The sequence below is a fragment of the Desulfonatronum lacustre DSM 10312 genome, from assembly GCF_000519265.1.
In the GTDB taxonomy this organism is placed as follows: domain Bacteria; phylum Desulfobacterota; class Desulfovibrionia; order Desulfovibrionales; family Desulfonatronaceae; genus Desulfonatronum; species Desulfonatronum lacustre.
The window spans coordinates 46,234-71,984 of record NZ_KI912608.1 but is presented as its reverse complement, the minus strand read 5'-3'; the positions used below and the strand labels follow the sequence as shown (position 1 = coordinate 71,984).

Here is a 25,751-nt window from a genome sequence, read left to right as displayed (position 1 = left end):
AAAGGACTTGCGCTGAAAGCCCTTGTGACTGTACGGAAGCACCTCAAGTACGCCGCGCCGACCCGCTTCGAGCCCCTGGCGCGCGTTTTCCACTTTTGTGCAAGGAGACCTCTCTCATGCTGACATTCGCCGAAGAAATCCTGCTGCTGAGCCTGGACGACAAGAAAGGTTCCTTTCTCTCTTCCGTACCGGAACAGGCCCTGCGCACCGCCCTGGCCGGGGCGTTGTTGATGGAGTTGGCCGTGATGAACCGCATCGACACGGACTTGCACGCCCTGTTCGTGGTGGCCCCGGATCCCACACCCAATTCCACGCCCGATACCACCGGAGACCCCTTGCTGGACGACGTTCTCCAACGCATCCAAACCGGAGAAGCCGACCAGCCCGCCGCCTTCTGGCTGAATGAGATCGCCTGGAAGATCGACAACCTGCGCGACCGCGTCGTCCAAGGCCTGGTGGAAAAAGGCGTGCTCAAGATCGAGGACCGCAAAGTTCTCTGGGTCTTTCCGCAACGCCGCTACCCGCTGCTGGACGACCGCGAGGTCAAGGAAGTCCGGGCCCGATTGCGGGACCTGCTTTTTGGCGGAGACATCCCGGAGTACCGCGACGCGGTGCTCGTCGGACTCGTCCACTCCTGCGGCATGGTCGAGACCCTGTTTTCGGACCAGGAACTCCCCCAGGTCATGCCCCGGCTGACCAAGCTGGCCCAGTTGGACCTGATCGGCCGGGAAGTGGACCGGGCCATCCGGGAAATCATGATGGCCATGACCGCGCACAATATTCGGGGAGTCGGGTTCTACTAAACCCTATCTGACCACGAGGCCGACAATGGAAGGGATCGGAAACCTCATCGGGGGCATCGGCGTCTTTTTCGTCGGCCTGCATCTGCTCAGTACGGCCTTGAAGCAGATGGCCGGACGCCGGTTCCGGCTGCATTTCGCGAAGTGGGTGGGAACGCCGGGCCGGGCCGGACTTGTGGGGTTCGTGGCCGGATTCCTGACCCAGTCCATGTCCGCCCTGTCCTTCATTGCCGGCAGCCTGGCCGGGGCCGGAATGATTCAGGTCCGACTGGGCATGTTGGTCATTTTCTGGGCCAATGCCGGGATCGGGATCATGATCCTGCTGGCCGTGCTGGACATCAAGATCGTGGTGTTGCTGCTCCTGGGCCTAGCCGGGATCAGTTTCGCCTTCAAGCGCCCGCGCCGCCTTGAGGCCCTGTCCCAGGCCCTGTTCGGCGGGGCCATGCTCTTCTACGGACTGATCATGCTCCGGGCCGGGGCCGAGCCCCTGGCGCAAATGCCCTGGTTCGAGAGCGTGCTTATGGCCGGCCATTCCTCCTACCTGCTCGCCTTTCTGGCCGGAGTCCTGCTCACGGCGCTCTGCCAGTCCTCCACCGCGGTATCCATCCTGGCCATTGCCATGACCCAGGTCGGGCTGTTCTCCATGGAGCAGACCATGATGATCATCTACGGCACCAACGTGGGCTCCGGGGCCATAAGCTGGCTGCTGGCCACGGCCATCCGCGGGACCCCCAAACAACTGATCATGTCCCAGGTCCTGTTCAACTTCTTCGCCGGAGTGGTCTTCGTCACGCTGTTCTATCTGGAAAATCTGGCAGGCATCCCGCTGGTCCGGGCCCTGGTGAACAGTCTGGCCCTGCCCTTGGAACAGCAGGCGGCCCTTGTCTATCTGCTCTTTAACTGGGGCGGGGCCGTGGTCCTGTCCCTGCTCCTGACGCCCTTTGCCCGGAGCATCGAGCGCGTCTGGCCGGCCACGAGGGAAGAGGAATGGTCTCGAACCCGCTTTTTGCGCGACGACCTCACGGACGCTCCGGAACTGCACCTCGGGCTCCTTGCCAGGGAGCAAGCCCGCCTGACCTGCCGCCTGCCGCAATATTCAGCCATCCTCCTGGATCAGATCCGGGACGACCGCGGCAAAGTCCTGGAGGCCCTGCACGCTTCCTTTCTGGCCGTATCCAAGGAGATCGACGCTCAAAGCAGCGAGCTGGTCAGCCGCCCCTTGTCCCATAACGGCCTCGAACTGCTGCTGGTCCTGCAAAACAAGCAGAAACAACTGGAAGCCTTCGAGGGCCTGCTCCTCCAGTTTTCCCTGTGCTGCCGGGAGTGGACCGGAAACCTGCGCTCGACCTTCCAGGGCACCTTCCTCCAGGGCCTCGACTTTCTTCTGCACACCGTCTGCGAAGCGGAATCCTCCGACGAAGCAACGGACGCCGAGCAATTGGTCTTGCTGACCCAGGACAAAGGGGACGTGTTCCAGTCCATCCGCAACGTCTACCTGAGCGGCGAGCAGAACATGGACATCCGGGATCGGACGGCGTTTCTGGAACTGACCGGATTGTACGAGCGCATGGTCTGGACCCTGGGCCGCATCGCCGCGCTTCAGCTGGCTCAGAAACGGCTGGCTGCGGGCTCAAAGACGTGACCGCCGCGTTTGGGAAGGGAAAAGAGAGGAAGGAGGGTCAGCGTCAGGACTCGGTGGGTGCGGTATCTCCCTTACCGGCTGGCGCGTTCAAGGACAGAACATAACTATTGATGCCTTCCTGGGGCCAGTAGCGGGCCTCGAGGGAGTCCATCAGCTTGCGCGCGATGCACAACCCCAACGCCTCGAATGTCTTGACCTGCAACAGATGCAGGTGATCGGCCCGGAGATAGTGGTCCAGCGGACCACGTATCCCCGGATACTCGATCACCACCTGAAATCCATCATCATGAACCCGGAAGCGGGCGGAGATGTCCGCGTTGTGTTTGGAGGTCTTGATGGTGCTCAGGGCATAGAGAAAGACCTCCTCCACGGCCAGTTGCAAACGCTTGGCGTCCTCTTGCGGAGTCTTCCGCAACCGACATAGCGCTTCCAAACCGGCATTGACCACCACGACCATCTCTCGTCGTGGGATCACCGTCACACGAACCACTTCCTGCATTTCCAACCTCTTCGCAATGCGACTAACGCGAGTTCGCCCTCGATTTGAGGGACATGGGGCGAGTTTCCCTGAAGCGTCGCCCAACCGTCCAGACCACGAAAAAAGCCGCCAGGATCAGCCACTCTCCGCCAAGGCCCCGGCCCGGCGCAACGGTGCATCCACCGCCGCCTCCGTCGTCCCCGGCGCAATCGCCCACACCGGAAACGCCCTTGACCCAGCCGCAGTAGTTGGCCATCCGGACATAGACGCCGTAGATCCCCGAGGTTCCGCACTGCAATCCCCAACTGGTCACCCCGGCCAAGTAGGCGTTGCCCGTCTCATTGCGGACAATCATCGGCCCTCCGGAGTCCCCCTGACAGGTGTCCTTCGAACCGTCACCGGGACCGGCGCCGATCATGTTGTCGGTGATAGAGAACAGCGGCGGCGGATAGGCCAGAATCAGGGCGGTTTGACTGACAATGGGCAGCTGTGCTTCCTGGAGCACCGAAGGAAAGCCGCCTCTCGGCCCTAAAGCTCCCCAGCCCGCAACCCAGGCCGAAGCGCCGGGATTGGTCAGACCCGCCGGGTCTCCGGGTGGAATCAGCGGCAAAGCGCCCCAAATGGTTCCATCCGCGGGCACCCTGGCCAGTTGGAGCAAGGCCAGGTCGGATTCATTCGTGTTGCCGTTGTATCGCGGATGCACGGCGATCCGCGCGATGGGGATCCGGTCCCCTCCTTGACCGCGCAAGTCCGTTCGGCCGCTGAGCACGTGCAGGTCGCCGGGGTTGTATTTCACCGCCCCGCTCTGGTCCGCCACGCAGTGCGCCGCAGTAAGCACCCACTGATCGGAAATCAGCGTACCGCCGCAAAACTGGGCCCGGAACTCGTCGTCCACTCCGGCATGCAGCACGCCCACGACCCAGGGCCAATTCCTGATGTCCGTGGCCCGACCGCCAAGAATTTTTTCGACGGCGGAATCACGTTCGTCCTGACCAGCCCAAACCGGCCCGCAAACGAGCATCGCGACTCCCAGCAAACCCAGCACCACGCCCATCACGAAACGCTTGTTCATGACCACTCCCTTTGGTTGACCGACTTCTTCATTGCCGATTGATTTACTCAGACTTTTTCACAATTTAAAATAACAGCATGTTACATCCCGGAATATCTAAATATAGCCGGATCAAAGGACCATGACAAGCCTATTGAACACAACGTCCAAAAAGCATAGGTTCATGGTGTACAGCAAACACGAACAGTCTTTCCAGGAGTTCCAGCCATGTGGGATTATACCGACAAAGTGCGCGACCACTTTCTCAACCCCCGAAACGCCGGCCCGATGGACGACCCCACGGTGGTGGGCGAGGTGGGCAGTCTGGCCTGCGGCGACGCGCTGAAGCTGTTTCTGAAAATCGACGACACGGGACGGATCACCGACGCTACGTTTCAGACCTTCGGCTGCGCCAGCGCCATCGCCTCCAGTTCCGTGCTCACGGAGCTGCTCAAGGGCAAAACCGTGGACGAGGCCGCGGCCATCACCAATAAAGAGATCGCCATGGAACTGGGCGGCCTGCCCAGGGAAAAGATGCACTGTTCCGTGATGGGCCAGGAAGCCCTGGAGTCGGCCCTGAAGCGCTTTCGCGGCGAGTTGGAGCCCCTGGTCAAACCCGAGGGCGAAATCGTCTGCAAGTGCTTCGGCGTCACGGACGTCCAGATCCGCCGGGCCATCACCGAAAACGATCTGACCACGGTGGAGGAAATCACCGACTACACCAAGGCCGGCGGAGGGTGCGGCGAATGCGTCCTGGACCTGGAGCGCATCCTGGCCGAAACCCGGGGCACGGAGCCGGCCAAACCCAAGCCCGCCGCGCCCAAGCGCAAGTTGACCAACCTCCAACGGATGCAGCTGGTGACCAAGGTCATTGACGAGGAAATCCGGCCCAGCCTGAAAAAGGACCGCGGGGACATCGAGCTTCTGGACATCGAAGGTGCCAAGGTCCTGGTCTCCATGCGCGGGGCCTGTTCGGGCTGTCCCTCCAGCCAGTTGACCATCAAGGAACTGGTCCAACGCCGGTTGCGCGATGCCGTGGACCCGGACATCATCGTGGAGGAGGTGCGCTCATGACCGTGATCTACCTGGACAACAACGCCACGACAAGGGTCGCCCCGGAAGTTCTGGAGGCCATGCTGCCCTTTTTGCGGGAGGCCTACGGCAACGCCTCCAGCATGCACGGCTTTGGCGGCAACGTTGGCAAATTCATCAGTGAGGCACGGGAACGCACGGCCCAGGGGCTGGGCTGCTCCCCGGAAGAGATCATCTTCACCTCCTGCGGCACGGAAAGCGACAACACGGCCATCTTTTCCGCTGTCCGCTCCCAACCGGAAAAGCGGCACGTTGTGACCACCCGGGTGGAGCATCCCGCGGTCCTGAACGTGGCCAGCCACCTGGAAATCGCCGGGTACGAGGTCACCCATCTGAAGGTGGACGAACTGGGGAGGCTGGACGTGCAGGAGTTGGAGGACAGCCTGCGCCCGGACACGGCCCTGGTCTCCATCATGCACGCCAACAATGAAAATGGCGTGATCTTCCCTCTGGAGCGGATCGCCGAAATCGTCAAGAGCCGGGGCATCCTCCTACACACCGACGCGGTTCAGACCGTGGGCAAGCTGCCCATCGACCTGCAGAAGCTGGCCGTGGACTTCCTGGCCCTCTCCGCCCACAAGGTGCACGGCCCCAAGGGCATGGGCGCGCTGTTCGTCCGCCGGGGCGTGCCGTTTCGGCCCTTCATGCTCGGCGGGCACCAGGAAAAAGGGCGGCGGGCCGGAACCGAGAACGTGGCCGGAATCGTGGCCCTGGGCAAGGCCATGGAAATGGCCGCAGCCGGGATTGACGAAGAAAACTCACGGGTCAAGGCCCTGCGCGACCGCCTGGAGCAGGGGATCATGGACACGGTGCCGGACGTGCGCCGCAACGGAGACCCGGAAAGCCGCCTGCCCAACACCACCAGCCTGGCCTTCAAGTACATTGAGGGCGAATCCATTCTGCTGATGCTGGACCAGCACGGCATCTGCGCCAGTTCCGGTTCGGCCTGCACCTCCGGCAGTCTGGAGCCCTCCCACGTGCTCCGGGCCATGGGCGTGCCCTTCACCTTTGCCCACGGCTCCATCCGCTTCAGCCTGAGCCGGTACACCACGGACGAGGAAATCGATCTGGTCCTGCGCGAACTGCCCGGCATCGTGTCCAGGCTGCGGGCCATGTCTCCCTTCACCGGCAACGACGAGACCGCGGCGGGCTGCGCCTGCTGATCCTCCGAGACATATCATGAACACCCCAGAGATGATGGAATTGAACATCGCCCCGCTCAGGGACGTGGTCAGCCGACTCTGCGCACCCGACTCTTGCAAGGACGTCTGCCGCGCTCCGGTCCACGACCAGCCCATGCCTTCGGTTCCGGCGATCACGGAAATCGTGGAGCGACTGCGGGCCGTCCTCTTTCCCGGCTACTACGGCGACTCCGAGGTCACCCCGGAGTCCCTGAGCTACCACATCGGGGCCGGGCTGGACCGGGTCTACCGACTGGTCACGGAACAAATCCGGCGCGGGTACTGTTTCCTGTGCCGGATCAACGAGGAGGAGGACTGCGGGGACTGCCAGGACCTGGCCGTGGATCTGGCCACCAAGTTCATCACCACCTTGCCCAAGATTCGCGGCCTCCTGGCCACGGATGTTCAGGCCGCCCTGGCCGGGGACCCGGCGGCCAAAACGCCTGGAGAGATCATCTTCAGCTATCCCAGCATCCTGGCCCTGACCCACTACCGCATCGCCCACGAACTTTATCATCTGGGCGTGGATATGATCCCCCGGATCATCTGCGAAATGGCCCATTCCAAGACCGGCATCGACATCCATCCCGGCGCGGAAATCGGCAACCACTTCTTCATCGACCACGGCACGGGCACGGTGATCGGCGAAACCAGCATCATCGGCGACAACGTCCGGCTCTACCAGGGCGTGACCCTGGGCGCGAAAAGCTTCCCCAAGGACGCCAACGGCCAGATCATCAAGGGCCTGCCCCGGCATCCGGTCCTGGAGGACGACGTGATCATCTACTCCGGCGCGACCATCCTGGGCCGAGTGACCATCGGCAAGGGCTCGGTCATCGGCGGCAACGTCTGGGTCACCGAAAGCGTCCCTCCAGGCTCCCGCCTGATCCAACAACGCCCCAGCTCGCAGCTGTTCAGCGGTGGCGATGGGATTTGAACAGGATACATGGAGAAACAATGCCTCTCTACGAGTTTTACTGCCAGGATTGCCACACCATCTACAACTTCTTTTCTCCGCGGATCAACACGGAAAAGCAGCCGGACTGCCCCAAGTGCGGACGCCCGGAGTTGGAGCGACAGGTTTCCGTGTTCGCCATTTCCAAAAATCGTCCGGATACCGGAGACGGTGAGGACGGCATGGACGGGATGCCCGACCTTTCCGGCCTGGACGAGGCCAAGCTGGAACGGGCCATGGCCATGATGGCCCGGGAGGCCGAAGGCATGGACGAGGATGATCCCCGTCAGGCGGCCCAGTTGATGCGCAAGCTCTGCGACGTCACGGGCATGCATTTCGGGGAGGGCATGGAGGAGGCTTTGGCCAGAATGGAAGCCGGGGAAGACCCTGAACAGGTCGAAGCGGAAATGGGCGACATGTTCGAAAACATGGACTTCAGCCCCGCCGGAGCCAAAAAGCTGCGCCGCGCCCTGCGCGCGCCGGCCCGGGATGAGACGATTTACGACATGTGAGGCGGAAAAGCGGTGCCGGTGCAGTCCAAGACGACCCGCTTTCCGGGCGCGAGTCCGAGCACCGCGGCGGCGCTGCCCTGGTTGACCGCCAGCTCCCAATAGCCCTGGCTTCCAACCAGCACCCCGACTCCGCCCGCCGGAATCTGGGCATAGGTCTGCACCGGAACCAGCGGCTGAAGCAGGGGCGCGAGCAGTTCGACTCGCTCCATCCCTGCTTCGGGCCAAAGACGTTCGGGCAGGTTGAGCAGGCAGTTGCCGAACCGGTCCACATGCAGGACATGGGCCGTGATCTCCCGGCCCCGCTGCTCCGGCAAGGCCCAGGCCGGACGCTGCAACGTCTCCGTATCCAACGGTCGTCCCAGTCGCCGCGGATCAACGCCCAGGGCCAGCCGGGCCGCGGCCGGGGCCAGGATGTCCCGACCGTGAAAGGTATTGGAACGCGCCCCCGAAGCGGACGGCATGGTCAGTTCCCAGGCCCGCTCTCCGGGCTCCTCCCCAGCCAGCCTCTTGGGCTCAGGCCCGAAAACCAGGGCCAGCAGGCCGTTGTCCGGCCCCAGGAAAAAACGGCCTTCCCGTTTTCCGATCACCAGACGACGCTCGGTCCCCACCCCTGGGTCCACCACGCCCACCAGCACGCTGCCTTCCGGAAAAAACCGCCAACTGGCCGCCAGGTAAAAGGCCCCCTGCATGACGTCAAAGGGCCGGACCTGGTGGCTGACGTCCACGACCGAGGCCTCGGGCGCGAGGCCCGCCAAAACGCCCTTCATCTGCCCGACATACGGATCATCCAGCCCGAAGTCCGTCAGCAGGGCCACGGTCGGCCTGACCAATCTCCCGCGCCCTCTCGGCAAACGCCCGCCCCGCATCGCATGTCGCCTGTCGGTGGCCATATCGTCCTCCTTTTTGACCGGCAAACCCATTGCCCAGAGCTGGTGCGTCGTTGTATCCCCGAAGAGAATTCATAGTACAGCACCGACCCTGGAGTAGTGCCGATCCCGCGCACACCATCTCCCGCGGGACTACACGCCCGTGAACATTCTACCGCAACGCGGCGAGAATCTTCCGACACAGAGGGTCGACGAGAGATGAGCGTTCTTCCAGGCCCAGAACGCTTCCGGAGGTCAGTTGCCGGGCCGTGAGGCTCGGCAGGACGGGGATGGACGCGGCCAGAGGCGGCAGCCCGGCAATGTCCGGCAATTCGTCCCGCTCCTGGTGACGGTTGAGCACCAGAGCTTGGCGCTTGAGCCCCAGGCCCAGGGCCAGTCGGGCGATTTCCGCGGCCGTGTCCAGCCCGCGGCGAGACGGTTCGCTGACCACCACCAGTCCATCCACGGCCGCAACCGTGCCCCGGCCCAGATGCTCCACTCCGGCCTCCAGGTCCACGACCACCCATTCCCGAGCTTCCAGCACCAAATGGGCCAGCAGGGCCTTGAGCAGGGAATTGGCTCCGCAGGCGCAACCGCCTCCCGCGCCGGTCACGGTCCCCATGACCAGCAGTCGCTTGCGCCCCGCGCCGTCGCGACCGGAATCAGCCAATTCCACGGGCAATTCCACGGCCAAATCACCGGACAAATCCCCCACGTCCGGGTTCAGGTGCATGAAGCCGGAGCCGATGCGTTCCGCCACCAGATCGGTGCGCAACACCAGCGGCTTGGGCAGGCTTTCCCGCTCCAGGCCCGAGGCCTGGCCCAAGGACAGGGCGGTGTCCGCGTCCACCAAATAGACGTCATGACCGCTTCTGGCCAGAAAGTCTCCCAGCCAAGTCGCGATGGTGGTCTTGCCCACCCCGCCCTTGCCGGCGACCGCGATTTTCATGCTTCGCTCCCATGGGGATGATGTGGGGGACGGGCGTCCATCCCCCGAGAAGGTTCAACTTACGGCGTCAACCCCAGGCTCTGCCGCTTGGCCGAAATCCGCGCGTCAATGGCCTCCGCCGCCTTGTGCGGATCGGCCTCCACGCCGAAGCAGGCCCCGACCACGCCTTCCAGGCCGCTCAAAGCCAGATTGGTCACGGTTTCGCTGCCGGTGATATGCGGCGGCAGGCCCAGGTGGGTGTATATCCCGCTGGCCACGGCGTAGAGGCCGATGGCCGCGGCCTTTTCGGAGTACCATTCCGGGGCGCTGGCCGCCACGGGCAGGTCACTGATGTCCGTGCCCAGGGCGTCGGCCAGCATGGCGCAGAGATGAATGATCCGCGAATTGTCCACGCAACTGCCCACATGCAGAACCGGCGGAATGCCCAGGGACGTGCACACGGCCTTCAGACCCTCTCCGGCTCTGTCCGCGGCCTCGGGCACCATCAGCCCGGCCTTGCCCATGGCCACGGTGGCGCAGCCGGTGATCAGCACCAGGATGTCGCGCCTGATCAACTCCTTGCACAGCTCTGTATGGACGTGATCGTGCTTCAGCCTGGGGTTGTTGCAGCCCACGATGCCCACGGCTCCCCGGATCTGTCCGGCCTTGATCGCTTCCAGGAGCGGGCCGGGAGTGCCTCCCAACGCACCGAGAATGGCCTCGTTGGAAAAGCCGGTCATCAATTCCACCGGCTCGGCGGGGATATCCACGCGGCCGGGGTCGCGCTTGGTGAACGCCTCAATGGCCGCCTCCACCACCTGCACGGCCTTTTGCCGGGCGTTGGCGTAGTTGAACTCCACATGTTCGGCCCCGGTGAATTTGGCCTTGTCCGAGGTGGAGATAAACCGGGTCTGGTAGCAGCCGGCGATGGTCACCAGGGAAGGCATGATGCACTGGTAGTCCACGACGATGCAGTCCACCGCGCCCGTGACCAGAGCCAGTTCGGTCATCAGATGGTTGCCGGCCATGGGAATGCCCTGGCGCATCAGCACTTCGTTGCCCGTACAGCACAGGCCGGCCACGTTGATCCCGGACGCTCCGGACGACTTGGCCTTCCGGATCAATTCTGGATCCCGGGCCGCGGCCAGGATCATTTCCGAGACGATGGGGCTGTGGCCGTGGACCACCACGTTGACCTGATCCGCCTTGAGCACGCCCAGGTTGACCTGGGCCTTCCTGGGAGTAGGGGTACCGAAAAGGATGTCCGACAGCTCCGTGGCGATCATGGAGCCGCCCCAGCCGTCTCCAAGAGCCACCCGGGCCGAATGCAGGCACAGGCTCACCGCGTCGCTGTCCACGCCCATATGCGTGCGGTGCATCATTTCCACCACGTCCCGGTCGATCCCCCGGGGGGTGATACCCAGTTTTTCCCATAACTCCCGACGCTTTCCAGGGACGCGGGCGACAAAGGAGACCGAGGGCGTGGCAAAGCCGAAGTCCTCAATGAACGTTTCGGCCAGGGCCCGAGCGATCTCCTTGTCGCTTTTGCCCTGAACGGTCACGCCCACCTCAGCCGCGATGCGACGCAGTTTTTCCGGGTCGCGGATGCCGTAGTCCGATGTTTTGCCCTGGCCGACGGCCAACAGCGTCTCCACCAGGTCCCGTCCGTGGTCCGAATGCGAGGCCGCTCCCGCGGCCACGAACCGGCCGAAGTTTCGGGCCACGGTCAAGTCCGCATCCGCTCCGCACACGCCGCGCTCCCGTTTGCCCTTGCCCGGGGTGATCCGGCACGGTCCCATGACACATTTGGAACAACTCAGACCCTGCTTACAGAACGTGCAGGCCGGCCGCTGCTCCGCCAGCCTGTCCCAGACGGTTTCCACGTTGTCGCGTCTGGCCTTCTCGATCATTTTTTGGGCGTCCGGCCAAATGGAAAGGTCCTCTGCTCTTCGGGGTAGCTTCTCTGCCATGGCGCTCTCCTTTGTTGTGGGTGACGGATGCGGGAAGAATTTTTCAAGAAGCCATAGCACCAAAACCTGAGTGCGTCTGTCGGCTGGCCGACAACAGATTGCCCTCCATGAGCTCTGTTTTCATAATATCTTCGCGCACGAGGGTCATGCTCAGTAGACCTTGCGCCGGGAAAAACCCTGGCCGATGACGTTCAGGGTATTTTCCTCGATGGTGAAGGCCTTGGGATCGATGGTGAAGATGACTTCTTCCAGACGCTTGAGCTGTAAGCTGGTGACCACGGTCAACAGAATTTTCTTGCGTTTACCGGTGTAGGCGCCGCGACCGTAAAGAAAGGTCGAGCCCCGGTTGATGGTGCTCAAGATGGCCTTGGCCAGTTCGTCGGGCTTTTCCGAGACCACGAGCACCATTTTGCGCTGGTTGAACATGCCCAGGAAGTAGTCCATAACCATGGCGTGGACGAAAACCAGAAACACCGAGTACAGCATCTGCTCCAGACCGATGAAGAACAGACTCCCGAAAAACAGGACCATGTTGAAGCCGAAGGAAAATTTCCCGATCCCGAGATTAAAACGCTGGCTCAAGAAGACCGAGATAACGTCCAGCCCGCCCAGGGATCCCAAGGACCGCAAGGCGATGCCCGACCCGGCTCCCATAATGGCTCCGGCCGTCAGAGCGGCCAGCAGGGTGTCCTCAATGATCAGGGTCCATGGGATGGTATCAAGCCCCAGGCTGAGCAGCAGCATGCCGTACAGGCTGTAGAAGAAAAACCGCCTGCTGACGCAGATCCAGCCGAGAATGAAAATAGGGATGTTCAGGATCAGCAGCCAAACACCGGGCGGGAAAATTCCGACCACGTAACTCAGAATCAAGCCGACCCCGGTCACGCCGCCGCTGATGAATTCCTGAGGAACGACGATGGCCTTGGCTCCGAAGGCGAGGATCAAGGCCCCCATCGTGATCAACAGCAGGTTCCAGGAGATGGAATATGTCGTAACGCGGAACTGCTCCGCCCAATTGCCGGCCATGCGGTCTTCCCTCCGTTCCGACGAAGTGCCTTATTTCGATGTACCGCCTATGCGAGGTCTGAAAAGTACTTCTGATAGCTCTGAAACAACCGGCAGGAAATGATCAGCGGCGATATTGTGCGGGGCCAGTCCGACGACCATGGGTCAGAGCCACATCGCCGAACAGCCCATACCTACATGACCCCGATGCCGGGAGCAAGACCGCGAAGAGGCCGCACGAATCAGGACGAGTCCCGGTCCCTCGTATCTGTTTCCGGATGACTTTTCATGGTTCAGAGGCTAAGAAGAAACCGCTTTCAAAACGCGTTTTGGTAGAACGTCCCAGGGTCGAATCGTCTCCCTTCACCAGCAAACGTCGCGAGGACCATCAACCATGTGCGGAATCATCGGTTATGCGGGGCACAGACCGGCCGTGCCCATCATCGTGGAAGGACTGAAGCGTCTGGAGTACCGCGGCTACGATTCCGCGGGCGTAACCTTTGCGCAGCACGACGAGTTGCACGTCATTCGGGCCGAGGGCAAGCTGTGCGAGCTGGAAACCCGTCTCAACGGCCAGGACATGTTTCACGCCACCACGGCCCTGGGCCATACCCGCTGGGCGACCCACGGCCTGCCCGTGGAACGCAACGCCCATCCCCATCGCGACCCGGGAGGCCGCCTGGCCCTGGTGCACAACGGGATCATCGAGAACTACCAGTCGCTTCGAAAAATGCTCAAAGACAAAGGACGTACGTTTTTCTCGGATACGGACTCCGAAGTGCTGGTTCAGCTTATCGCCGAGCTCTGGACCTCCGACGTCACTCTACGCGAGGCGTTCAGCAAGGCTCTAGCTCAAGTTGAAGGCACCTATGCCGCAGCCTTTCTCAACCTGGATGAGCCGAACAAAATCTGGGCGGCCCGCAAATCCAGCCCGCTGTTGCTGGGCGTGGGCGTGGGAGAAAACTTCGTGGCCTCGGACATCCCGGCGTTTCTGGGCTATACACGGGACGTCGTCTTTCTGGAGGACGGCGAACTGGTGGAGTTGGAGCCTTTTTCCTGGCAGGTCTTTGATGCCGCCACTCTGGCACCCCTGGAAAAGAAGGTCCACCACATCACCTGGGATTTTCAGGCCGCGCAAAAAGGCGGCTACCGTCACTTCATGCTCAAGGAAATCTTCGAGCAGCCCGCGGTGATCGCCAATTGCCTGGCCGGACGCGTGGACGCCAAAGCCTTGTCCGTGACCCTGCCGGAGCTGGAGGCCATACCCGTCCCGGGCCAGATCCAGATCGTGGCCTGCGGCACGTCCTATCATGCCGGGCTGTGGGGCCAACACTTGCTGGAGTCGTGGGCGAAAATTCCGGTTCGCGTGGAAATCGCCTCGGAATTCCGATATCGCAACCCGCTTTTCATGCCGGACGATCTCGTCCTGGCCATCAGTCAGTCCGGAGAAACCGCGGATACCCTGGCCGGAATGCGTCTGGCCAAGGAGCACGGGGTGCCCGTGCTCGGACTGTGCAACGTGGTGGGATCCAGTGTAGCCCGGGAGGCGGACAGCGTGATTTACACCCAGGCCGGGCCGGAAATCAGCGTGGCCTCCACCAAGGCCATGTGCAGCCAGCTCGTCCTGTTGACCCTGCTGGCCCTGTACTGGGGCCGACGCAAGGGAACACTGGCTCGGGAAGTGGAGACCTCGATCATCACCGGGCTGCTCGGCCTGCCCCAAGTTTTGGAAGCCGAACTGCCTCGCCTGCGCGGCAAGGCCCAGGAACTGGCCCCGGAATACAGCACGGCGCACAGCTTTTTCTACCTCGGCCGGGGCCCGGCCTACCCGCTGGCCTTGGAAGGCGCCTTGAAACTCAAGGAAATCTCCTACATCCACGCCGAAGGCTATGCGGCCGGAGAAATGAAGCACGGCCCCATCGCCCTGATCGAGCCGGAATTCCCCACCTTTGCCCTGGCCTTGAATGACGCCTTGCTGCCCAAGGTCGTTTCCAATCTGGTTGAAGTCCAGGCCCGCAACGGTCGGGTCATCGCCTTGTGCCAGTCCGGATTCGATCTGACCGTGGACCACTCCTGGGAGATCCCTCAGGTTTACGGCCCGCTGAACACCTTTCTGGCCCTGCCGGCCTTGCAGTTGTTCGCTTACGAAATGGCCGTCTACCTGGGCAAGGACGTGGACCAACCCCGCAATTTGGCCAAAAGCGTGACGGTGGAGTGAGGGCTGAGGGCTGAGGGCTGAGGGCTGTGGGAGTAAAATAAAGTTGGTAACTTAAAAATAAAGATTGTAACTTTAAAATAAAGTTGGTAACTTCGCTCCGGTATCAAATCATGATTTCAAAAGGTTCGGAGCATGACCATCATCAATCTCGATTCCCATTCCTCCAAGTGGATAAAGCAGGGACGTGGAGAAGGCACCGGCAAAGATTATCAGCCTTGGCTGACGATAAGGGACCTGCCTTCCTTAGGCAGGTCCCATCGTGTTTGGGGAATCCAGGCACAACGAACCCATCATCTGCTCTCTGACCTTGAGCTAAAAGCCTTTTTTTTGTTTGACTGGAATCCAGTCGTGACGGATATCCGGGAGCAATTCCCCCTCTCACTTGACGACACATTGGAGATCGCAAGAAAAGCTTGCATTCGTCACCCTGGAGTGCGGGGTAAAGATCAGGTGATGTCGACGGATTTTCTTGTTGATACCAGCAAGCCAGACCTTCCAAGAATGGCGATACAAGTAAAGACATCATCTGATCTTTATAATCCCAGAGTCATTGAAAAACTTGAAATTGAGCGGCAATATTGGAAAAAGCATAACGTTCCTTGGCACTTGTTGACAGAAAGACAAATACCAAACACCGTAGCAAAAAATATAGCCTGGCTTTACCCCTCCCAAGTTAAGCTTGAAGGAATTGAGGATCTGCTCAATATAGCACCTCTATACTTGAATTTCTTCCTTGCAGAACCAGCAAAAAAAATTACTCAGGCTGCAATGATGCTGGATCAAGCATATTCGCTTGAACCCGGTGAATCTTTGCAAAAGATTCGCTCGCTTATGGCTTTGAGGGTTTTTCTGTTCGATATTGCAAATCCTTGGACATCTTTGGTTGTTGGAGATTTGAAAGCATCATCAGACTTCCTATATTTACGGGATCGTTATGCTGCGAATCAATGATGTAATCACTTACGGAGAAACACGACATCGGGTTCTGAACATCACTAATGATGGACATGTATTGATTAATATTGATTCAATTCATTCTTTTCCAGAATACATATCAGCATCGGAGGTTGAGGCTGCAATCCTTTCAGAATGCATGAGAAACGTGGATGATCCCTATAAACATCTTGTTACTCAACTGCCAGAGCAAGGTTCCATTTCTCAGCAGGTACGGGACAAGCGCTTGTCGGTCATTGAAAGCCTGATACAAAATCCTAATATTTTTAATAGGACTGGTAGAGGAGCATTGGTTCAACAGGCTAGTGACCAAAGTGGAATAGCCAAAAAAACAATATATTCTTATCTCCGCCAGTATTGGCAACGTGGGTCAACTCCCAACGCCCTACTTCCGGATTACGATAATTCAGGAGGTAAGGGGAAAAGACGTTCCAACTCTGAAAAAAAACTGGGACGCCCTAGAAGCACCACCCCTGGGGAAGGGTCCATAGTTGATGCCGACATCGAGCGCTTATTCCGTATCGTTCTTGATCGTTATTACCTCACAGAGAAAAAAAAGCCTATAGCCTATGCTCACCGTCGTTTCTTGAGCATCTATGAATCCATCAATCCTAACATTCCAAAAGAGGATTATCCCACAATTGGACAACTGCGATATTTTTACGAACGAGAATATAATCGGCCAGATCGTATCCGCCTAAGGGCAAACAGGATAAAGTATAATAAAGATATTAGACCTTTATTGAGCACAGCAACCGTCAACACTCATGGGCCAGGTGCGCGATATGAAATTGATGCTACCATCGCAGATATATATTTATTATCCTCAGACAGGCAAAGAATCATCGGACGACCAACTTTGTACGTTGTTGTTGATGTTTTCAGCAGGATGATAACTGGATTTTATGTCGGACTTGAGAATCCATCCTACGCAACAGCCATGTTGGCCTTAATCAATGCAATGACGGATAAGACCAAAATCTGTAAAAGATTTGGGTATGACATTGAATCCGAAGAATGGCCTTCAATTGGTTTACCAGAGGCAATTCTTGCAGATCGCGGCGAACTACTTGGCCATCAGATAGAATATCTTGAACAGGCATTTGGAGTGAGAATTGAGACTGCTTCTCCATATCGTGGTGATGCCAAAGGCATAGTAGAGAGGTACTTTTGCACGATACAAGCCGATTTCAAGCCATATGCCCCCGGGGTTGTCACAGGAACAACCATAAAAAAACAAGGCGGAAAAGATTATCGACTAGATGCGGCATTAACAATGCAGGATTTCACAAAAATTATCGTTGGGTCGATCCTGCATCGAAACCTTTACTCCGTTCTGACTAAGTATGATCGCGAATCTGATATGCCTACCGATCTTCCAGCTGTCCCGATTCGCATTTGGCAATGGGGAATCCAAAATCGTAGCGGTCGTCTTAAGAATGCCTCTGAGACTGATTTAAAAATTGCACTACTTCCCCGCGAAAAAGTAACACTTTCAGATCTAGGTATCCGATGTTTTGGTGCTTTTTACACCTGCAAAGAACTCATAGCTTCAGGCTGGTTACACAGAACAAGGCAACAAAGGCCAGGTCCATTCGTGGCTGCTTACGATCCAGGGATTGCGGAACATATTTATCTATTTCCTGACAAAGGAAAACCCGATTATTGGGAATGCTATTTGACCGATCGCTCAAGAGAATATAGGGGGCGATCCATGTGGGAACTATGGGAAAGCAAGCAGCAAATCAAAAAATCAACAGGCGCTGCGAAAATGCTTGAACAACATAGCAAAAAGGATCTGGAAAACTCTATCCAGGAAACAATTAAAAACGCAGAGAAGTTACGCCCTTCCCATCTGGGGCCAACTAAAAGGAAAGCGCTGACTGACATTGGCAACAACCGGCGTGAAGCACGCGATATTGAGCGGCAGCAGCGCTTATCGACGGAAAACAAACCCGAGCCAAAATCCAAAGCCACTGTTACCAATTTACATCAAGAACCTGAAGATTATGCATATCCTAGCTTCATCGATGATCTTTTTGGAGACAAAGAATGACGCTACCAGAAAGGATGGTTAAAGCAGTTTATCAAAATACTGGAGTTGATAGGTTTAAAGGAAACCCGTTTATCGAAGCGTTGCCTCCCATTTTAGACCTGCAAAAACTGAAAATAGGATTGTCCAGCAATATAAAATTTAATCCGACAGACATTTACCTCGCCGGACAAACACGAATCCATGTAATATCTCAATTATTGGATGGCTTCTTCCAGCCATTATCTCGTCATGTCCATCTGGAATCCAAACTCTCAGTTATGATACGTCAAGGTTATGTCGGACGGAATCTCGCTACTGGCCTATTGAATTCCCACATTCAGAATGGGTACGAACGTATACAGCAAGGAGATCTCGGAGTTTTTCGGTTTGAACATATTCAGTCCACCGCGAAAAGCATGGTTTTTATTGGTTGTTCTGGATCGGGAAAAACAATTTCCCTGAATCGTATTCTCGGCACATATCCACAAATGATCTATCATGAGAACTATAATTTTATACAAGTTGTTTTTCTCAAGATAGACTGTCCCCATGACGGTTCACTGAAAAGCTTGTGTCATAACTTTTTCAGAGAAATTGATTTGATCATGGCCACAAATTATGTCCGCCGATTTGTACAAAAAAGACACAGTGTTGAAACACTTATCGCATTAATGGCGCAAATTGCAAACACACATGCGATTGGTTTGTTGGTTATTGATGAAATTCAGCATTTAAATGTCAAGAACTCGGGTGGCGCAGAGCGCATGCTCAATTTTTTTGTCACACTGGTGAACGAGATTTCTGTTCCGATTGTGATGGTTGGTACTCCCAAGGCGAGGCCAATTTTCGAAATGGATTTACGATCGGCACGCCGAGGAGCAGGATTTGGAGCAATTTTATGGGAGCCGCTGAGTAAACCTTAATCGGATGAGAATGTGTCTAAAACAGAATGGGGAGCCTTCACCAACTGTTTGTGGAAGTACCAGTGGCTTACCAAGGCAACCGACATTACTAATGATCTCCGTGAAACATGGTATGATCTTTCTCAGGGAATCATGGACATAGTCATTAAATTGTTTGTTCTGTCACAGATACGTGCAATAGTAACTGGAATCGAACGGATTACCCCTGAATTAATGCAGAAAGTATATCATGACGAACTGAAACCTATCCATCCTATGATTGATGCTTTGCGCTCAGGGGATATATCGAAAATCACGCGCTTTTCAGATCTGACAATTCCTGATGTGGATATAAAAATTTTGGAACTTAGCAATCTTTTACAATCTAAGCAGGACAAAATTAACTCCGTCCCCAAGTATCAAGGAAATAGCATAGCGATTAGATTACATAATATGCTTGTTGACATGGGTTTTGATTCAGGCTTACTCGAGCCTCTAATAAACAGGGCACTAAATGAACACCCTGGTTTGTGCATGAAAGATTGGATGATGCTGGTTATCGAATGGAGCCAGAGTGGTAATAATAAGGAAGTGACGCCGAAGCCAAAGGCCAAAATAATTAAGATGAAAGACTGGCATACTTTGGATTCACGAGATCTACGCTTTCTGCGGTCTCAGGCTGATACTGAAGATAAATTCCAGGATTGCTTAAATCGTGAACGCTTGCTTTTTGACACTGAAAATTGGCTGCGTTCCATGGCTTAGAAGTGTTGAATTTCCCCTTACCATATCCAGATGAGCTAATTTACAGCACCATTGCCAGAGCTGGTATTCGACAAGGTATAACAAGTCCAAAAGAGCTGCTGGATGAAATATTTCAGTCGCGTGGAATCATTGCCACAATTGATTTACCCAATCATCTTTCAGCAGTATCTCGATTACTACCAACAAAATACAGTGCCGAAGGAATAATATACAACCACACCCTTTTTCCTATTTACGCACCTTTTGTACCTGAAGAACGCCGTAAGCGATGCCTGGAGTGGATGCGTGGAAAATCTCAAGGGGCAGTACATTTGGCATTAGGAGTTACGGCGTCCCGAATTAAAGTTCCTCGATATATTTGCTATTGTCCACTCTGCCTTTTGGCACAAAAGAATGAACATGGTGAATATTATTGGATACGAGATTGGCAAGTTCCTGGGATAGAATCATGTTCAAAACACGGATATTTGATCAACACGCAATTATCCCGATCAAATGCCGAACGTCATAGGTTCATTGCTGCAGCACCAGAATATTGTCCTCAAGTTCCGCAAATTCCTTGCGCATCCATAACGACACGGATATCAACCCAAGTACGGCAATTACTTGAACGTCCCGCTCGACCATCCTCATCTCATGAGCAATGGACGGCTTATTATCAGGACTTGGCTTTTCAACATGGGCTTAATCGTGGGACCGGACACATAAACCATCATGCTGTTAAAGAAAAAGTGCTTCGGTTCTGGCCAACTGAATGGCTGGCAAGATATAATCTTACGCCCGCTGAGTCAGACGATGATGAAGAGGATTGGGTGCGATCAATATTTCGTAAACACAGAAAATGTTTCAGCTATCTTCAACATATCGTGGTGAATCAAGCAATAATCGGCGAATCATGGCGTATCGACAGTGTTCTCGATCAAGTTCAGCAGTATCCTGCCAATAAGCGGAAACCACCAGTTGAGATCAATAAAATCAGTAACTTTGATCTTAGTCCAGACCAAGAAAGTTGGCAACGGCTTTTGTCATGCCATCCTCCCACAAGGGCAAGAAAAATTGCCCCAGCCCTTTACGCCAGACTTTATCGGAAACACTCAAATTGGTTACTTGATTTTAATGCATCTCATGCTTATGACCGCTCAAACCTTACATCAAAGTGCAAAGTGAATTGGAGTGAAAGAGATCAAGTATTTTTACAAGCTCTTCATCAAGTGGATGTCTTACTGAAGGACAACACAGATGGGCCTAGACGTTCTAAAGCGTATTTTCAAAAGATGGTTGGGTTTTCCACGACATACGAAAAGAATCTCAACCGTATGCCTCTTTCAAAGGCATTTCTCGATGCTCAAGCCGAAAGCGTTGAAGATTATCAGATTCGAAGACTACGAAATGCATTAGAAGAGTTACGTCAGAGTTATGATTCACCATCAAGGTGGCGCTTACTAAGAATTTCGAAACTGAGCGAAGAGAGAATGAAAAGGGCTACGCTAAAATATATAAATAGTTTGGTACAATGAAATGAAATTCAAAAATGTACAACAAGACAGTACAATTACAAGCATTGGTTCACTTTTCCGTGATACAACAAACTCAAATTGGAAGATAAATGTTGGCTTAAATCCTCAGCAACCTACTGATTTTTTTGGAATCTCTCAAATTCCAGCACTTGCAAGACTTAGAGTTTTGAATCCGACTGCAGAACACAATCCTGCCGGTTTTGAAAGAAAACTGCTGGTCAATAAATTTCACGATTGGCGAACGGACCGAATCAATTCCAGTTGTATCCCGACAATCCCATATCAAGATAAAAAGCAATTGTGCTTTATTTTTAAAGATGATTATTATGAGTATTATTTGCCACAGCTTGAACTCGCTCGAGTACTATTTTATCATAACGCGTATTTGACAAGACTATCATTAATTCATCAAGGATTAAGTCAAGATTTTGAAGTTCAGCGATTTGATGGTACGAGCGAGGCCACGGTGACTATTTTGCCGTGCTGCTCATTACCACAATACGTCAGAGAAGATCATAATCTCAGACGTCATTTGGCATGGATATTAACAGACGATGATGCACGGCGATCATTCGAAAGTATTTATAAATATCAACTTCTCAACGGTTATGAGAATGATAAATACCGCAGGTGGAATTTTCAGTTCGACCCGCCAAACCTTGAAAATGCTAAGCTTACTTTTCGTGGCCGTTACGATAAAAACTCAAAAAAATTTCTCATTACTGAAATTCACAAAATATTAAATATAAATTGTAATTATCCTAGATTTGTTGAGTTTCATGATCCAAAATTTTCAGAGAGTGAATCTGGAAACGGTCGTATTGCATCTACACCACTGCCACCAGACAATGAATCTCTAATTGATGATCATCAAGAGCCTTTTTCTGATACATCTGTAAAACGTATTAATACTCCTCTTGTATCTATTTCATTTACGAAACCTATTAAAACCACGCGGATTGCTGTCGGAAAAAAGCGGTCCGCTGGCTGTAGAAATGTAGATACCACAAACACCACATCCAAAGCATGGATAGAAGAAGTTAGCACGGATGAAGGGAGTATTCTGGGAACGCTACGCTCGGCTGATTATGACGGGCTGGAAGATATGAGCGACGATACTCACCTATATGTCAATAAATTTAAATTATTTATGTTAATGATTTCCCTGCTGTTAAAGATGCCCAACTGCACACATGTTTTTAAAAAAATTAAGAAAATTCGAAAAATTAAAAGATGCTCTAAACACTTGCTTGACGATGGCAATCCCCGCTGTCTTGCCGTTTATTTCGTAAAGAAAAATAATTTAGTATACGCTCTAATTGAAGTTGACACATCAGATAGTAAACAATGTTTATCAACATTGCTCTTAAAAAATATCAATTCAATTACAAACTGGAACATACTCATTGATGAACTAGAACTTAATTTATTGAAGAACTCTTTAGTATGGCCTACATCATTTCTTAATCAAATGTTTGGAAGTAACTACAAACGCATATCCCATCCTAAGACATCGTCAAAAAAACCTTCATTGGACCAGGATTCTATTCATGGTTGGGCAAAACGTCTATATTTGGAGATGTAATTTTTTAATGTTTGCCTGCTAATACGTTCGAGCAATCATTGTAAGATGATAGATGACGTGAACATGCTACCGCGCTGACAAAACCAGACAGGATCAAGTTGAATGAGCAGGAGGAACGGAAATAACAATTCAGTCGATCTGGATATCGGGACCCTATCCGGACATCTCTGGGAATCCGCCAACATCCTCCGTGGTCCCGTCGACGCTGCCGACTTCAAGACCTACATCTTCCCGCTGCTGTTCTTCAAACGAATTTCCGATGTCTATGACGAAGAATATGCCGTTGCTCTGGAAGAGTCCAACGGTGACGTTGAGTTTGCGCAGTTTCCGGAGAATCATCGCTTCCAGATTCCAGAAAACTGCCACTGGCGGGATATTCGAGCCAAGAGCGCCAATATCGGCCATGCGCTGCAAAAAGCCATGCGGTGCATCGAACAGGCCAATCCGGACACCTTGCACGGCATCTTCGGCGACGCCCAGTGGACCAATAAGGACCGCCTCTCCGACGGATTGCTCAAGGATCTGATCGAGCATTTCTCAACATTGAACTTGGGCAATGGTTACTGCAAAGCTGACGTCCTCGGTCAAGCCTATGAATATCTGATCAAAAAATTCGCCGACCTCACGAACAAAAAGGCCGGGGAGTTCTACACGCCGCGTTCCGTGGTCGCTCTGATGGTTCGCATCCTTGCACCCAAGGCCGGTGACAGCATTTATGATCCGGCCTGCGGGACCGGGGGCATGCTTCTGGAGGCCTTGCACTACGTCAAGGATCATGGAGGCGACGAGAATCTCATGCTGGGCAAGCTCTATGGCCAGGAAAAAAACCTGACCACGTCCTCCATTGCCCGAATGAACCTTTTTCTCCATGGTGCCGAGGATTTTCACATTGAACGCGGCGACACCCTGAGACAGCCTGCCTTTTACCTAGGCGACAGCCTGGCGACGTTTGATTGCGTGATCGCTAATCCCCCCTTCTCCCTGGAAAAGTGGGGTGACGACGTCTGGGTCAACGATCCCTATGGCCGAAACTTCGCCGGCCTTCCTCCTGCCAAATCGGGTGACTTCGCCTGGGTGCAGCACATGATCAAGTCCATGGCCGACAAAACCGGTCGCATGGCCGTGGTGCTTCCCCATGGCGTGCTGTTCCGGATGTCCAAGGAAGGCATAATCAGACGCAAGTTGCTGGAAATGGACATCCTGGAAGCAGTGATCGGACTTGGCCAGAACATCTTTTACGGCACCGGCCTTGCGCCGTGCGTATTGGTTTTTCGGAACACCAAGTCCAAGGAACATCGACGGAAGGTGTTTTTCATCGATGCCTCGAAAGAGTTCAAGACCGGTCGTGCGCAGAACGAACTTCTGCCCGAACACGTGGACAAGATTCTGAGGTGGTATCAGGATTACCAGGATGTCGAGGGCGCATGTCGAGTGGTCGGCCTGGATGAAATCCGGGAAAACGATTTCAATCTGAACATCCCGCGCTATGTGGAACCGGTCATCGAGGAAGAAAACATGACCGTCGAACAGGCTATTTCCAACCTCAAGGAATCATTGGTGGCGGCGTATGCGGCCGAAGATAGACTGAAGTCCCTACTCAATAGGGAAGGTTTGTTATGACGGTCAAAAAACAGGGATCTTGGCCGAAAGATTACGGTGCGAATAACAAAATCTTTACACGTGAAGCCGCAGAAAAAGCCAGGACTGTCCTCAAAAAGAAGTTGGGTGATATGACGACCAAGCACATCGCCCAATCCCAACTTGAATCCTACCTTTGGGGCGCTGCCACTCTGCTGCGTGGCTACATCGATGCCGGGGATTACAAGCAGTTTATCTTCCCGCTGCTCTTCTACAAGCGCCTTTGCGACGTCTATGATGAAGAACTCGCTGACGCTTTGGAGGAATCCGGCGGTGATCTGGAATATGCCGCTCTGCCCGAGCAGCATCGGTTTCAAATTCCGGAGGAAGCCCACTGGAAGACCACCCGGACGAAGGTCGCAAACGTGGGGACGGTGATTCAAGACGCCCTGCGAGAGATCGAGCGGGGCAATCCGGACACCCTTTACGGCGTCTTCGGCGATGCCCAGTGGACCAACAAGGACCGGCTGCCGGATCACATGCTCCGCGAGCTGGTCGAGCACTTCAGCACCCAGACTCTGTCCCTGGCCAACTGCCCGGAGGATGAACTTGGCGTGGGCTATGAGTTTCTGATCAAGAAATTCGCCGACGACTCCGGTCACACCGCCGCGGAATTCTACACCAACCGCACCGTGGTCCATCTGATGACCGAGATGCTCGAGCCCAAACCAGGCGAGTCGATCTATGACCCCACCTGCGGTTCGGCGGGCATGCTGCTCTCCTCCGTCGCCCAGCTGAAACGGCAAAACAAGGAATGGCGAAATCTGCGTCTCTTCGGCCAGGAACGCAACCTGCTCACTTCAGCCATAGGCCGGATGAACCTGTTCCTGCACGGCATCGAGGACTTCCGCATCGTCCGGGGCGATACCTTGACCAATCCCGCCTTTGTCGAGGGCGACCGGCTGATGCAGTTCGACGTGGTCCTTGCCAATCCGCCGTATTCCATCAAGCAATGGGACCGCGCCGCCTGGTCCGCCGACCCTTGGGGCCGCAACATCTACGGCACCCCGCCTCAGGGCCGGGCCGACTATGCCTTCTGGCAGCACATCATCAAGAGCATGAAGGCCAAGATCGGTCGCTGCGCGATTCTCTTCCCGCACGGCGTCCTCTTTCGTAATGAAGAATCTGCGATGCGCGAAAAGCTGGTCGTTCATGACGTAGTGGAATGCGTGCTCGGCCTCGGTCCGAACCTCTTCTACAACTCGCCCATGGAAGCATGCATCGTCATCTGCCGGATGAACAAGCCCAAGGATCGCAGGAACAAGGTGCTCTTCATCAATGCCGTGAACGAGGTGACCCGCGAGCGGGCACAGAGCTTCCTTACTGACGACCACATTCAACGCATAGTCTCCGCCTACCGGGCCTTCGGCGACGAGGACGGCTTTGCCCGCGTGGTTGCCAATGACGAAATCCGGGAGAAAGGCAGCAGTCTCAGCATCCCGCTCTACGTTCGAGCGGACAACGGGAACGGCAATGGCAATGGCAATGGCAATGGCAATGGGGCAGCCGAAACGGTCAACCTCAAACACGCCATTGCAAACTGGCAGAAAAGCTCGCTGGCTTTGCGGGAGTCGATGCATGGCCTTTTCGAGATGCTTGGGCAACACACGGATCAATTTCCTGACGTCGGGAATTGATAGGGGCCTCCGGTGGAAAA

The 25,751-nt window shown here is 55.2% G+C and carries 21 protein-coding genes; 15 read left to right on the top strand and 6 right to left on the bottom strand.

The window, feature by feature from the left end; all coding sequences use genetic code 11:
* Positions 1–116 precede the first annotated feature (116 nt).
* Positions 117–803: a GOLPH3/VPS74 family protein gene (locus DESLA_RS0100350; protein WP_028570924.1), complete on the top strand. Its 687-nt coding sequence runs from the start codon at positions 117–119 to the stop codon at positions 801–803.
* Positions 804–828: 25 nt separating this feature from the next.
* Positions 829–2,442 (top strand): Na/Pi cotransporter family protein, encoded by a 1,614-nt coding sequence (locus tag DESLA_RS0100345; RefSeq protein ID WP_028570923.1) that lies wholly within the window; start codon positions 829–831, stop codon positions 2,440–2,442.
* 43 nt (positions 2,443–2,485) lie between these two features.
* On the opposite strand, the gene DESLA_RS0100340 is transcribed toward DESLA_RS0100345, so the two are convergent.
* Positions 2,486–2,941 carry an ATP-binding protein gene (locus DESLA_RS0100340; RefSeq protein WP_156932812.1) on the bottom strand — a complete coding sequence of 152 codons (456 nt, stop codon included), beginning with the start codon at positions 2,939–2,941 and terminating at the stop codon, positions 2,486–2,488.
* 22 nt (positions 2,942–2,963) lie between these two features.
* Complete coding sequence (locus DESLA_RS17840) at positions 2,964–3,992, bottom strand: serine protease (RefSeq protein WP_051434242.1); 1,029 nt, start codon at positions 3,990–3,992, stop codon at positions 2,964–2,966.
* 207 nt (positions 3,993–4,199) lie between these two features.
* Here DESLA_RS17840 and nifU point away from each other — a divergent pair, with 207 nt between their 5' ends.
* The 4 genes from nifU to DESLA_RS0100315 are packed head-to-tail and all read left to right on the top strand — an operon-like array spanning position 4,200 to position 7,711.
* Complete coding sequence (nifU, locus tag DESLA_RS0100330; protein ID WP_028570921.1) at positions 4,200–5,045, top strand: Fe-S cluster assembly protein NifU; 846 nt, start codon at positions 4,200–4,202, stop codon at positions 5,043–5,045.
* Positions 5,042–6,226: a cysteine desulfurase NifS gene (gene nifS, locus DESLA_RS0100325; RefSeq protein WP_028570920.1), complete on the top strand. Its 1,185-nt coding sequence runs from the start codon at positions 5,042–5,044 to the stop codon at positions 6,224–6,226. Before nifU ends, nifS begins: the two co-directional genes overlap by 4 nt.
* 16 nt (positions 6,227–6,242) lie before the next feature.
* Complete coding sequence (epsC, locus tag DESLA_RS17835; RefSeq protein WP_245589977.1) at positions 6,243–7,181, top strand: serine O-acetyltransferase EpsC; 939 nt, start codon at positions 6,243–6,245, stop codon at positions 7,179–7,181.
* Between the two features lie 20 nt (positions 7,182–7,201).
* Positions 7,202–7,711 carry an FmdB family zinc ribbon protein gene (locus DESLA_RS0100315; RefSeq protein WP_028570919.1) on the top strand — a complete coding sequence of 170 codons (510 nt, stop codon included), beginning with the start codon at positions 7,202–7,204 and terminating at the stop codon, positions 7,709–7,711.
* Here DESLA_RS0100315 and DESLA_RS17830 read toward each other — a convergent pair.
* The 4 genes from DESLA_RS17830 to DESLA_RS0100295 form a co-directional block, all read right to left on the bottom strand.
* Positions 7,699–8,601 carry an SAM hydrolase/SAM-dependent halogenase family protein gene (locus tag DESLA_RS17830; RefSeq protein WP_245589976.1) on the bottom strand — a complete coding sequence of 301 codons (903 nt, stop codon included), beginning with the start codon at positions 8,599–8,601 and terminating at the stop codon, positions 7,699–7,701. The genes DESLA_RS0100315 and DESLA_RS17830 overlap by 13 nt on opposite strands.
* 148 nt (positions 8,602–8,749) lie before the next feature.
* The gene (locus tag DESLA_RS0100305; protein WP_028570918.1) at positions 8,750–9,526 is read right to left on the bottom strand and encodes an ATP-binding protein; all 777 of its coding nucleotides are present in this window, start codon (positions 9,524–9,526) and stop codon (positions 8,750–8,752) included.
* A gap of 59 nt (positions 9,527–9,585) precedes the next feature.
* Positions 9,586–11,475: an anaerobic carbon-monoxide dehydrogenase catalytic subunit gene (gene cooS / locus DESLA_RS0100300; RefSeq protein ID WP_028570917.1), complete on the bottom strand. Its 1,890-nt coding sequence runs from the start codon at positions 11,473–11,475 to the stop codon at positions 9,586–9,588.
* 150 nt (positions 11,476–11,625) lie between these two features.
* Positions 11,626–12,501, bottom strand: a complete 876-nt coding sequence (locus DESLA_RS0100295; protein WP_028570916.1) for a YitT family protein — start codon at positions 12,499–12,501, stop codon at positions 11,626–11,628.
* 373 nt (positions 12,502–12,874) lie between these two features.
* On the opposite strand from DESLA_RS0100295, the gene glmS reads away from it, so the two are divergent.
* The 9 genes from glmS to DESLA_RS0100255 all read left to right on the top strand — a co-directional run bounded on the left by glmS (position 12,875) and on the right by DESLA_RS0100255 (position 25,731).
* On the top strand, positions 12,875–14,698 hold the full coding sequence (glmS, locus tag DESLA_RS0100290) for a glutamine--fructose-6-phosphate transaminase (isomerizing) (RefSeq protein WP_028570915.1): 1,824 nt from the start codon (positions 12,875–12,877) through the stop codon (positions 14,696–14,698).
* A gap of 132 nt (positions 14,699–14,830) precedes the next feature.
* Positions 14,831–15,649, top strand: coding sequence for a heteromeric transposase endonuclease subunit TnsA (locus tag DESLA_RS0100285; RefSeq protein ID WP_028570914.1), 819 nt, complete (start codon positions 14,831–14,833; stop codon positions 15,647–15,649).
* Complete coding sequence (locus tag DESLA_RS17825) at positions 15,633–17,708, top strand: TnsB C-terminal domain-containing protein (RefSeq protein WP_035261141.1); 2,076 nt, start codon at positions 15,633–15,635, stop codon at positions 17,706–17,708. Before DESLA_RS0100285 ends, DESLA_RS17825 begins: the two co-directional genes overlap by 17 nt.
* Positions 17,705–18,610 carry an ATP-binding protein gene (locus DESLA_RS23370; RefSeq protein ID WP_245589975.1) on the top strand — a complete coding sequence of 302 codons (906 nt, stop codon included), beginning with the start codon at positions 17,705–17,707 and terminating at the stop codon, positions 18,608–18,610. The genes DESLA_RS17825 and DESLA_RS23370 overlap by 4 nt, the downstream gene beginning before the upstream one ends.
* 12 nt (positions 18,611–18,622) lie before the next feature.
* Positions 18,623–19,354, top strand: a complete 732-nt coding sequence (locus DESLA_RS23365; RefSeq protein ID WP_245589974.1) for a hypothetical protein — start codon at positions 18,623–18,625, stop codon at positions 19,352–19,354.
* Entirely contained in the window at positions 19,333–20,871 is a 1,539-nt protein-coding gene (locus tag DESLA_RS22075) for a TnsD family Tn7-like transposition protein (protein ID WP_211239007.1), read from the top strand. The genes DESLA_RS23365 and DESLA_RS22075 overlap by 22 nt, the downstream gene beginning before the upstream one ends.
* Before the next feature lies 1 nt (position 20,872).
* The gene (locus DESLA_RS22070; protein ID WP_084031773.1) at positions 20,873–22,456 is read left to right on the top strand and encodes a Tn7-like element transposition protein TnsE; all 1,584 of its coding nucleotides are present in this window, start codon (positions 20,873–20,875) and stop codon (positions 22,454–22,456) included.
* A 102-nt stretch (positions 22,457–22,558) separates the two neighbouring features.
* Positions 22,559–24,076, top strand: coding sequence for a type I restriction-modification system subunit M (locus tag DESLA_RS0100260; protein ID WP_028570912.1), 1,518 nt, complete (start codon positions 22,559–22,561; stop codon positions 24,074–24,076).
* Between the two features lie 110 nt (positions 24,077–24,186).
* Positions 24,187–25,731 (top strand): type I restriction-modification system subunit M, encoded by a 1,545-nt coding sequence (locus DESLA_RS0100255; protein ID WP_035262055.1) that lies wholly within the window; start codon positions 24,187–24,189, stop codon positions 25,729–25,731.
* Positions 25,732–25,751: the final 20 nt, after the last annotated feature.

Excerpts from the sequence above, each read along its gene's own strand:
- DESLA_RS0100350 (WP_028570924.1), top strand. The coding sequence starts at position 117 with ATGCTGACATTCGCCGAAGAAATCCTGCTGCTGAGCCTGGACGACAAG.
- DESLA_RS0100345 (WP_028570923.1), top strand. The coding sequence starts at position 829 with ATGGAAGGGATCGGAAACCTCATCGGGGGCATCGGCGTCTTTTTCGTC.
- DESLA_RS0100340 (WP_156932812.1), bottom strand. The coding sequence starts at position 2,941 with ATGCAGGAAGTGGTTCGTGTGACGGTGATCCCACGACGAGAGATGGTC.
- DESLA_RS17840 (WP_051434242.1), bottom strand. The coding sequence starts at position 3,992 with ATGAACAAGCGTTTCGTGATGGGCGTGGTGCTGGGTTTGCTGGGAGTC.
- nifU (WP_028570921.1), top strand. The coding sequence starts at position 4,200 with ATGTGGGATTATACCGACAAAGTGCGCGACCACTTTCTCAACCCCCGA.
- nifS (WP_028570920.1), top strand. The coding sequence starts at position 5,042 with ATGACCGTGATCTACCTGGACAACAACGCCACGACAAGGGTCGCCCCG.
- epsC (WP_245589977.1), top strand. The coding sequence starts at position 6,243 with ATGAACACCCCAGAGATGATGGAATTGAACATCGCCCCGCTCAGGGAC.
- DESLA_RS0100315 (WP_028570919.1), top strand. The coding sequence starts at position 7,202 with ATGCCTCTCTACGAGTTTTACTGCCAGGATTGCCACACCATCTACAAC.
- DESLA_RS17830 (WP_245589976.1), bottom strand. The coding sequence starts at position 8,601 with ATGGCCACCGACAGGCGACATGCGATGCGGGGCGGGCGTTTGCCGAGA.
- DESLA_RS0100305 (WP_028570918.1), bottom strand. The coding sequence starts at position 9,526 with ATGAAAATCGCGGTCGCCGGCAAGGGCGGGGTGGGCAAGACCACCATC.
- cooS (WP_028570917.1), bottom strand. The coding sequence starts at position 11,475 with ATGGCAGAGAAGCTACCCCGAAGAGCAGAGGACCTTTCCATTTGGCCG.
- DESLA_RS0100295 (WP_028570916.1), bottom strand. The coding sequence starts at position 12,501 with ATGGCCGGCAATTGGGCGGAGCAGTTCCGCGTTACGACATATTCCATC.
- glmS (WP_028570915.1), top strand. The coding sequence starts at position 12,875 with ATGTGCGGAATCATCGGTTATGCGGGGCACAGACCGGCCGTGCCCATC.
- DESLA_RS0100285 (WP_028570914.1), top strand. The coding sequence starts at position 14,831 with ATGACCATCATCAATCTCGATTCCCATTCCTCCAAGTGGATAAAGCAG.
- DESLA_RS17825 (WP_035261141.1), top strand. The coding sequence starts at position 15,633 with ATGCTGCGAATCAATGATGTAATCACTTACGGAGAAACACGACATCGG.
- DESLA_RS23370 (WP_245589975.1), top strand. The coding sequence starts at position 17,705 with ATGACGCTACCAGAAAGGATGGTTAAAGCAGTTTATCAAAATACTGGA.
- DESLA_RS22070 (WP_084031773.1), top strand. The coding sequence starts at position 20,873 with ATGAAATTCAAAAATGTACAACAAGACAGTACAATTACAAGCATTGGT.
- DESLA_RS0100260 (WP_028570912.1), top strand. The coding sequence starts at position 22,559 with ATGAGCAGGAGGAACGGAAATAACAATTCAGTCGATCTGGATATCGGG.
- DESLA_RS0100255 (WP_035262055.1), top strand. The coding sequence starts at position 24,187 with ATGACGACCAAGCACATCGCCCAATCCCAACTTGAATCCTACCTTTGG.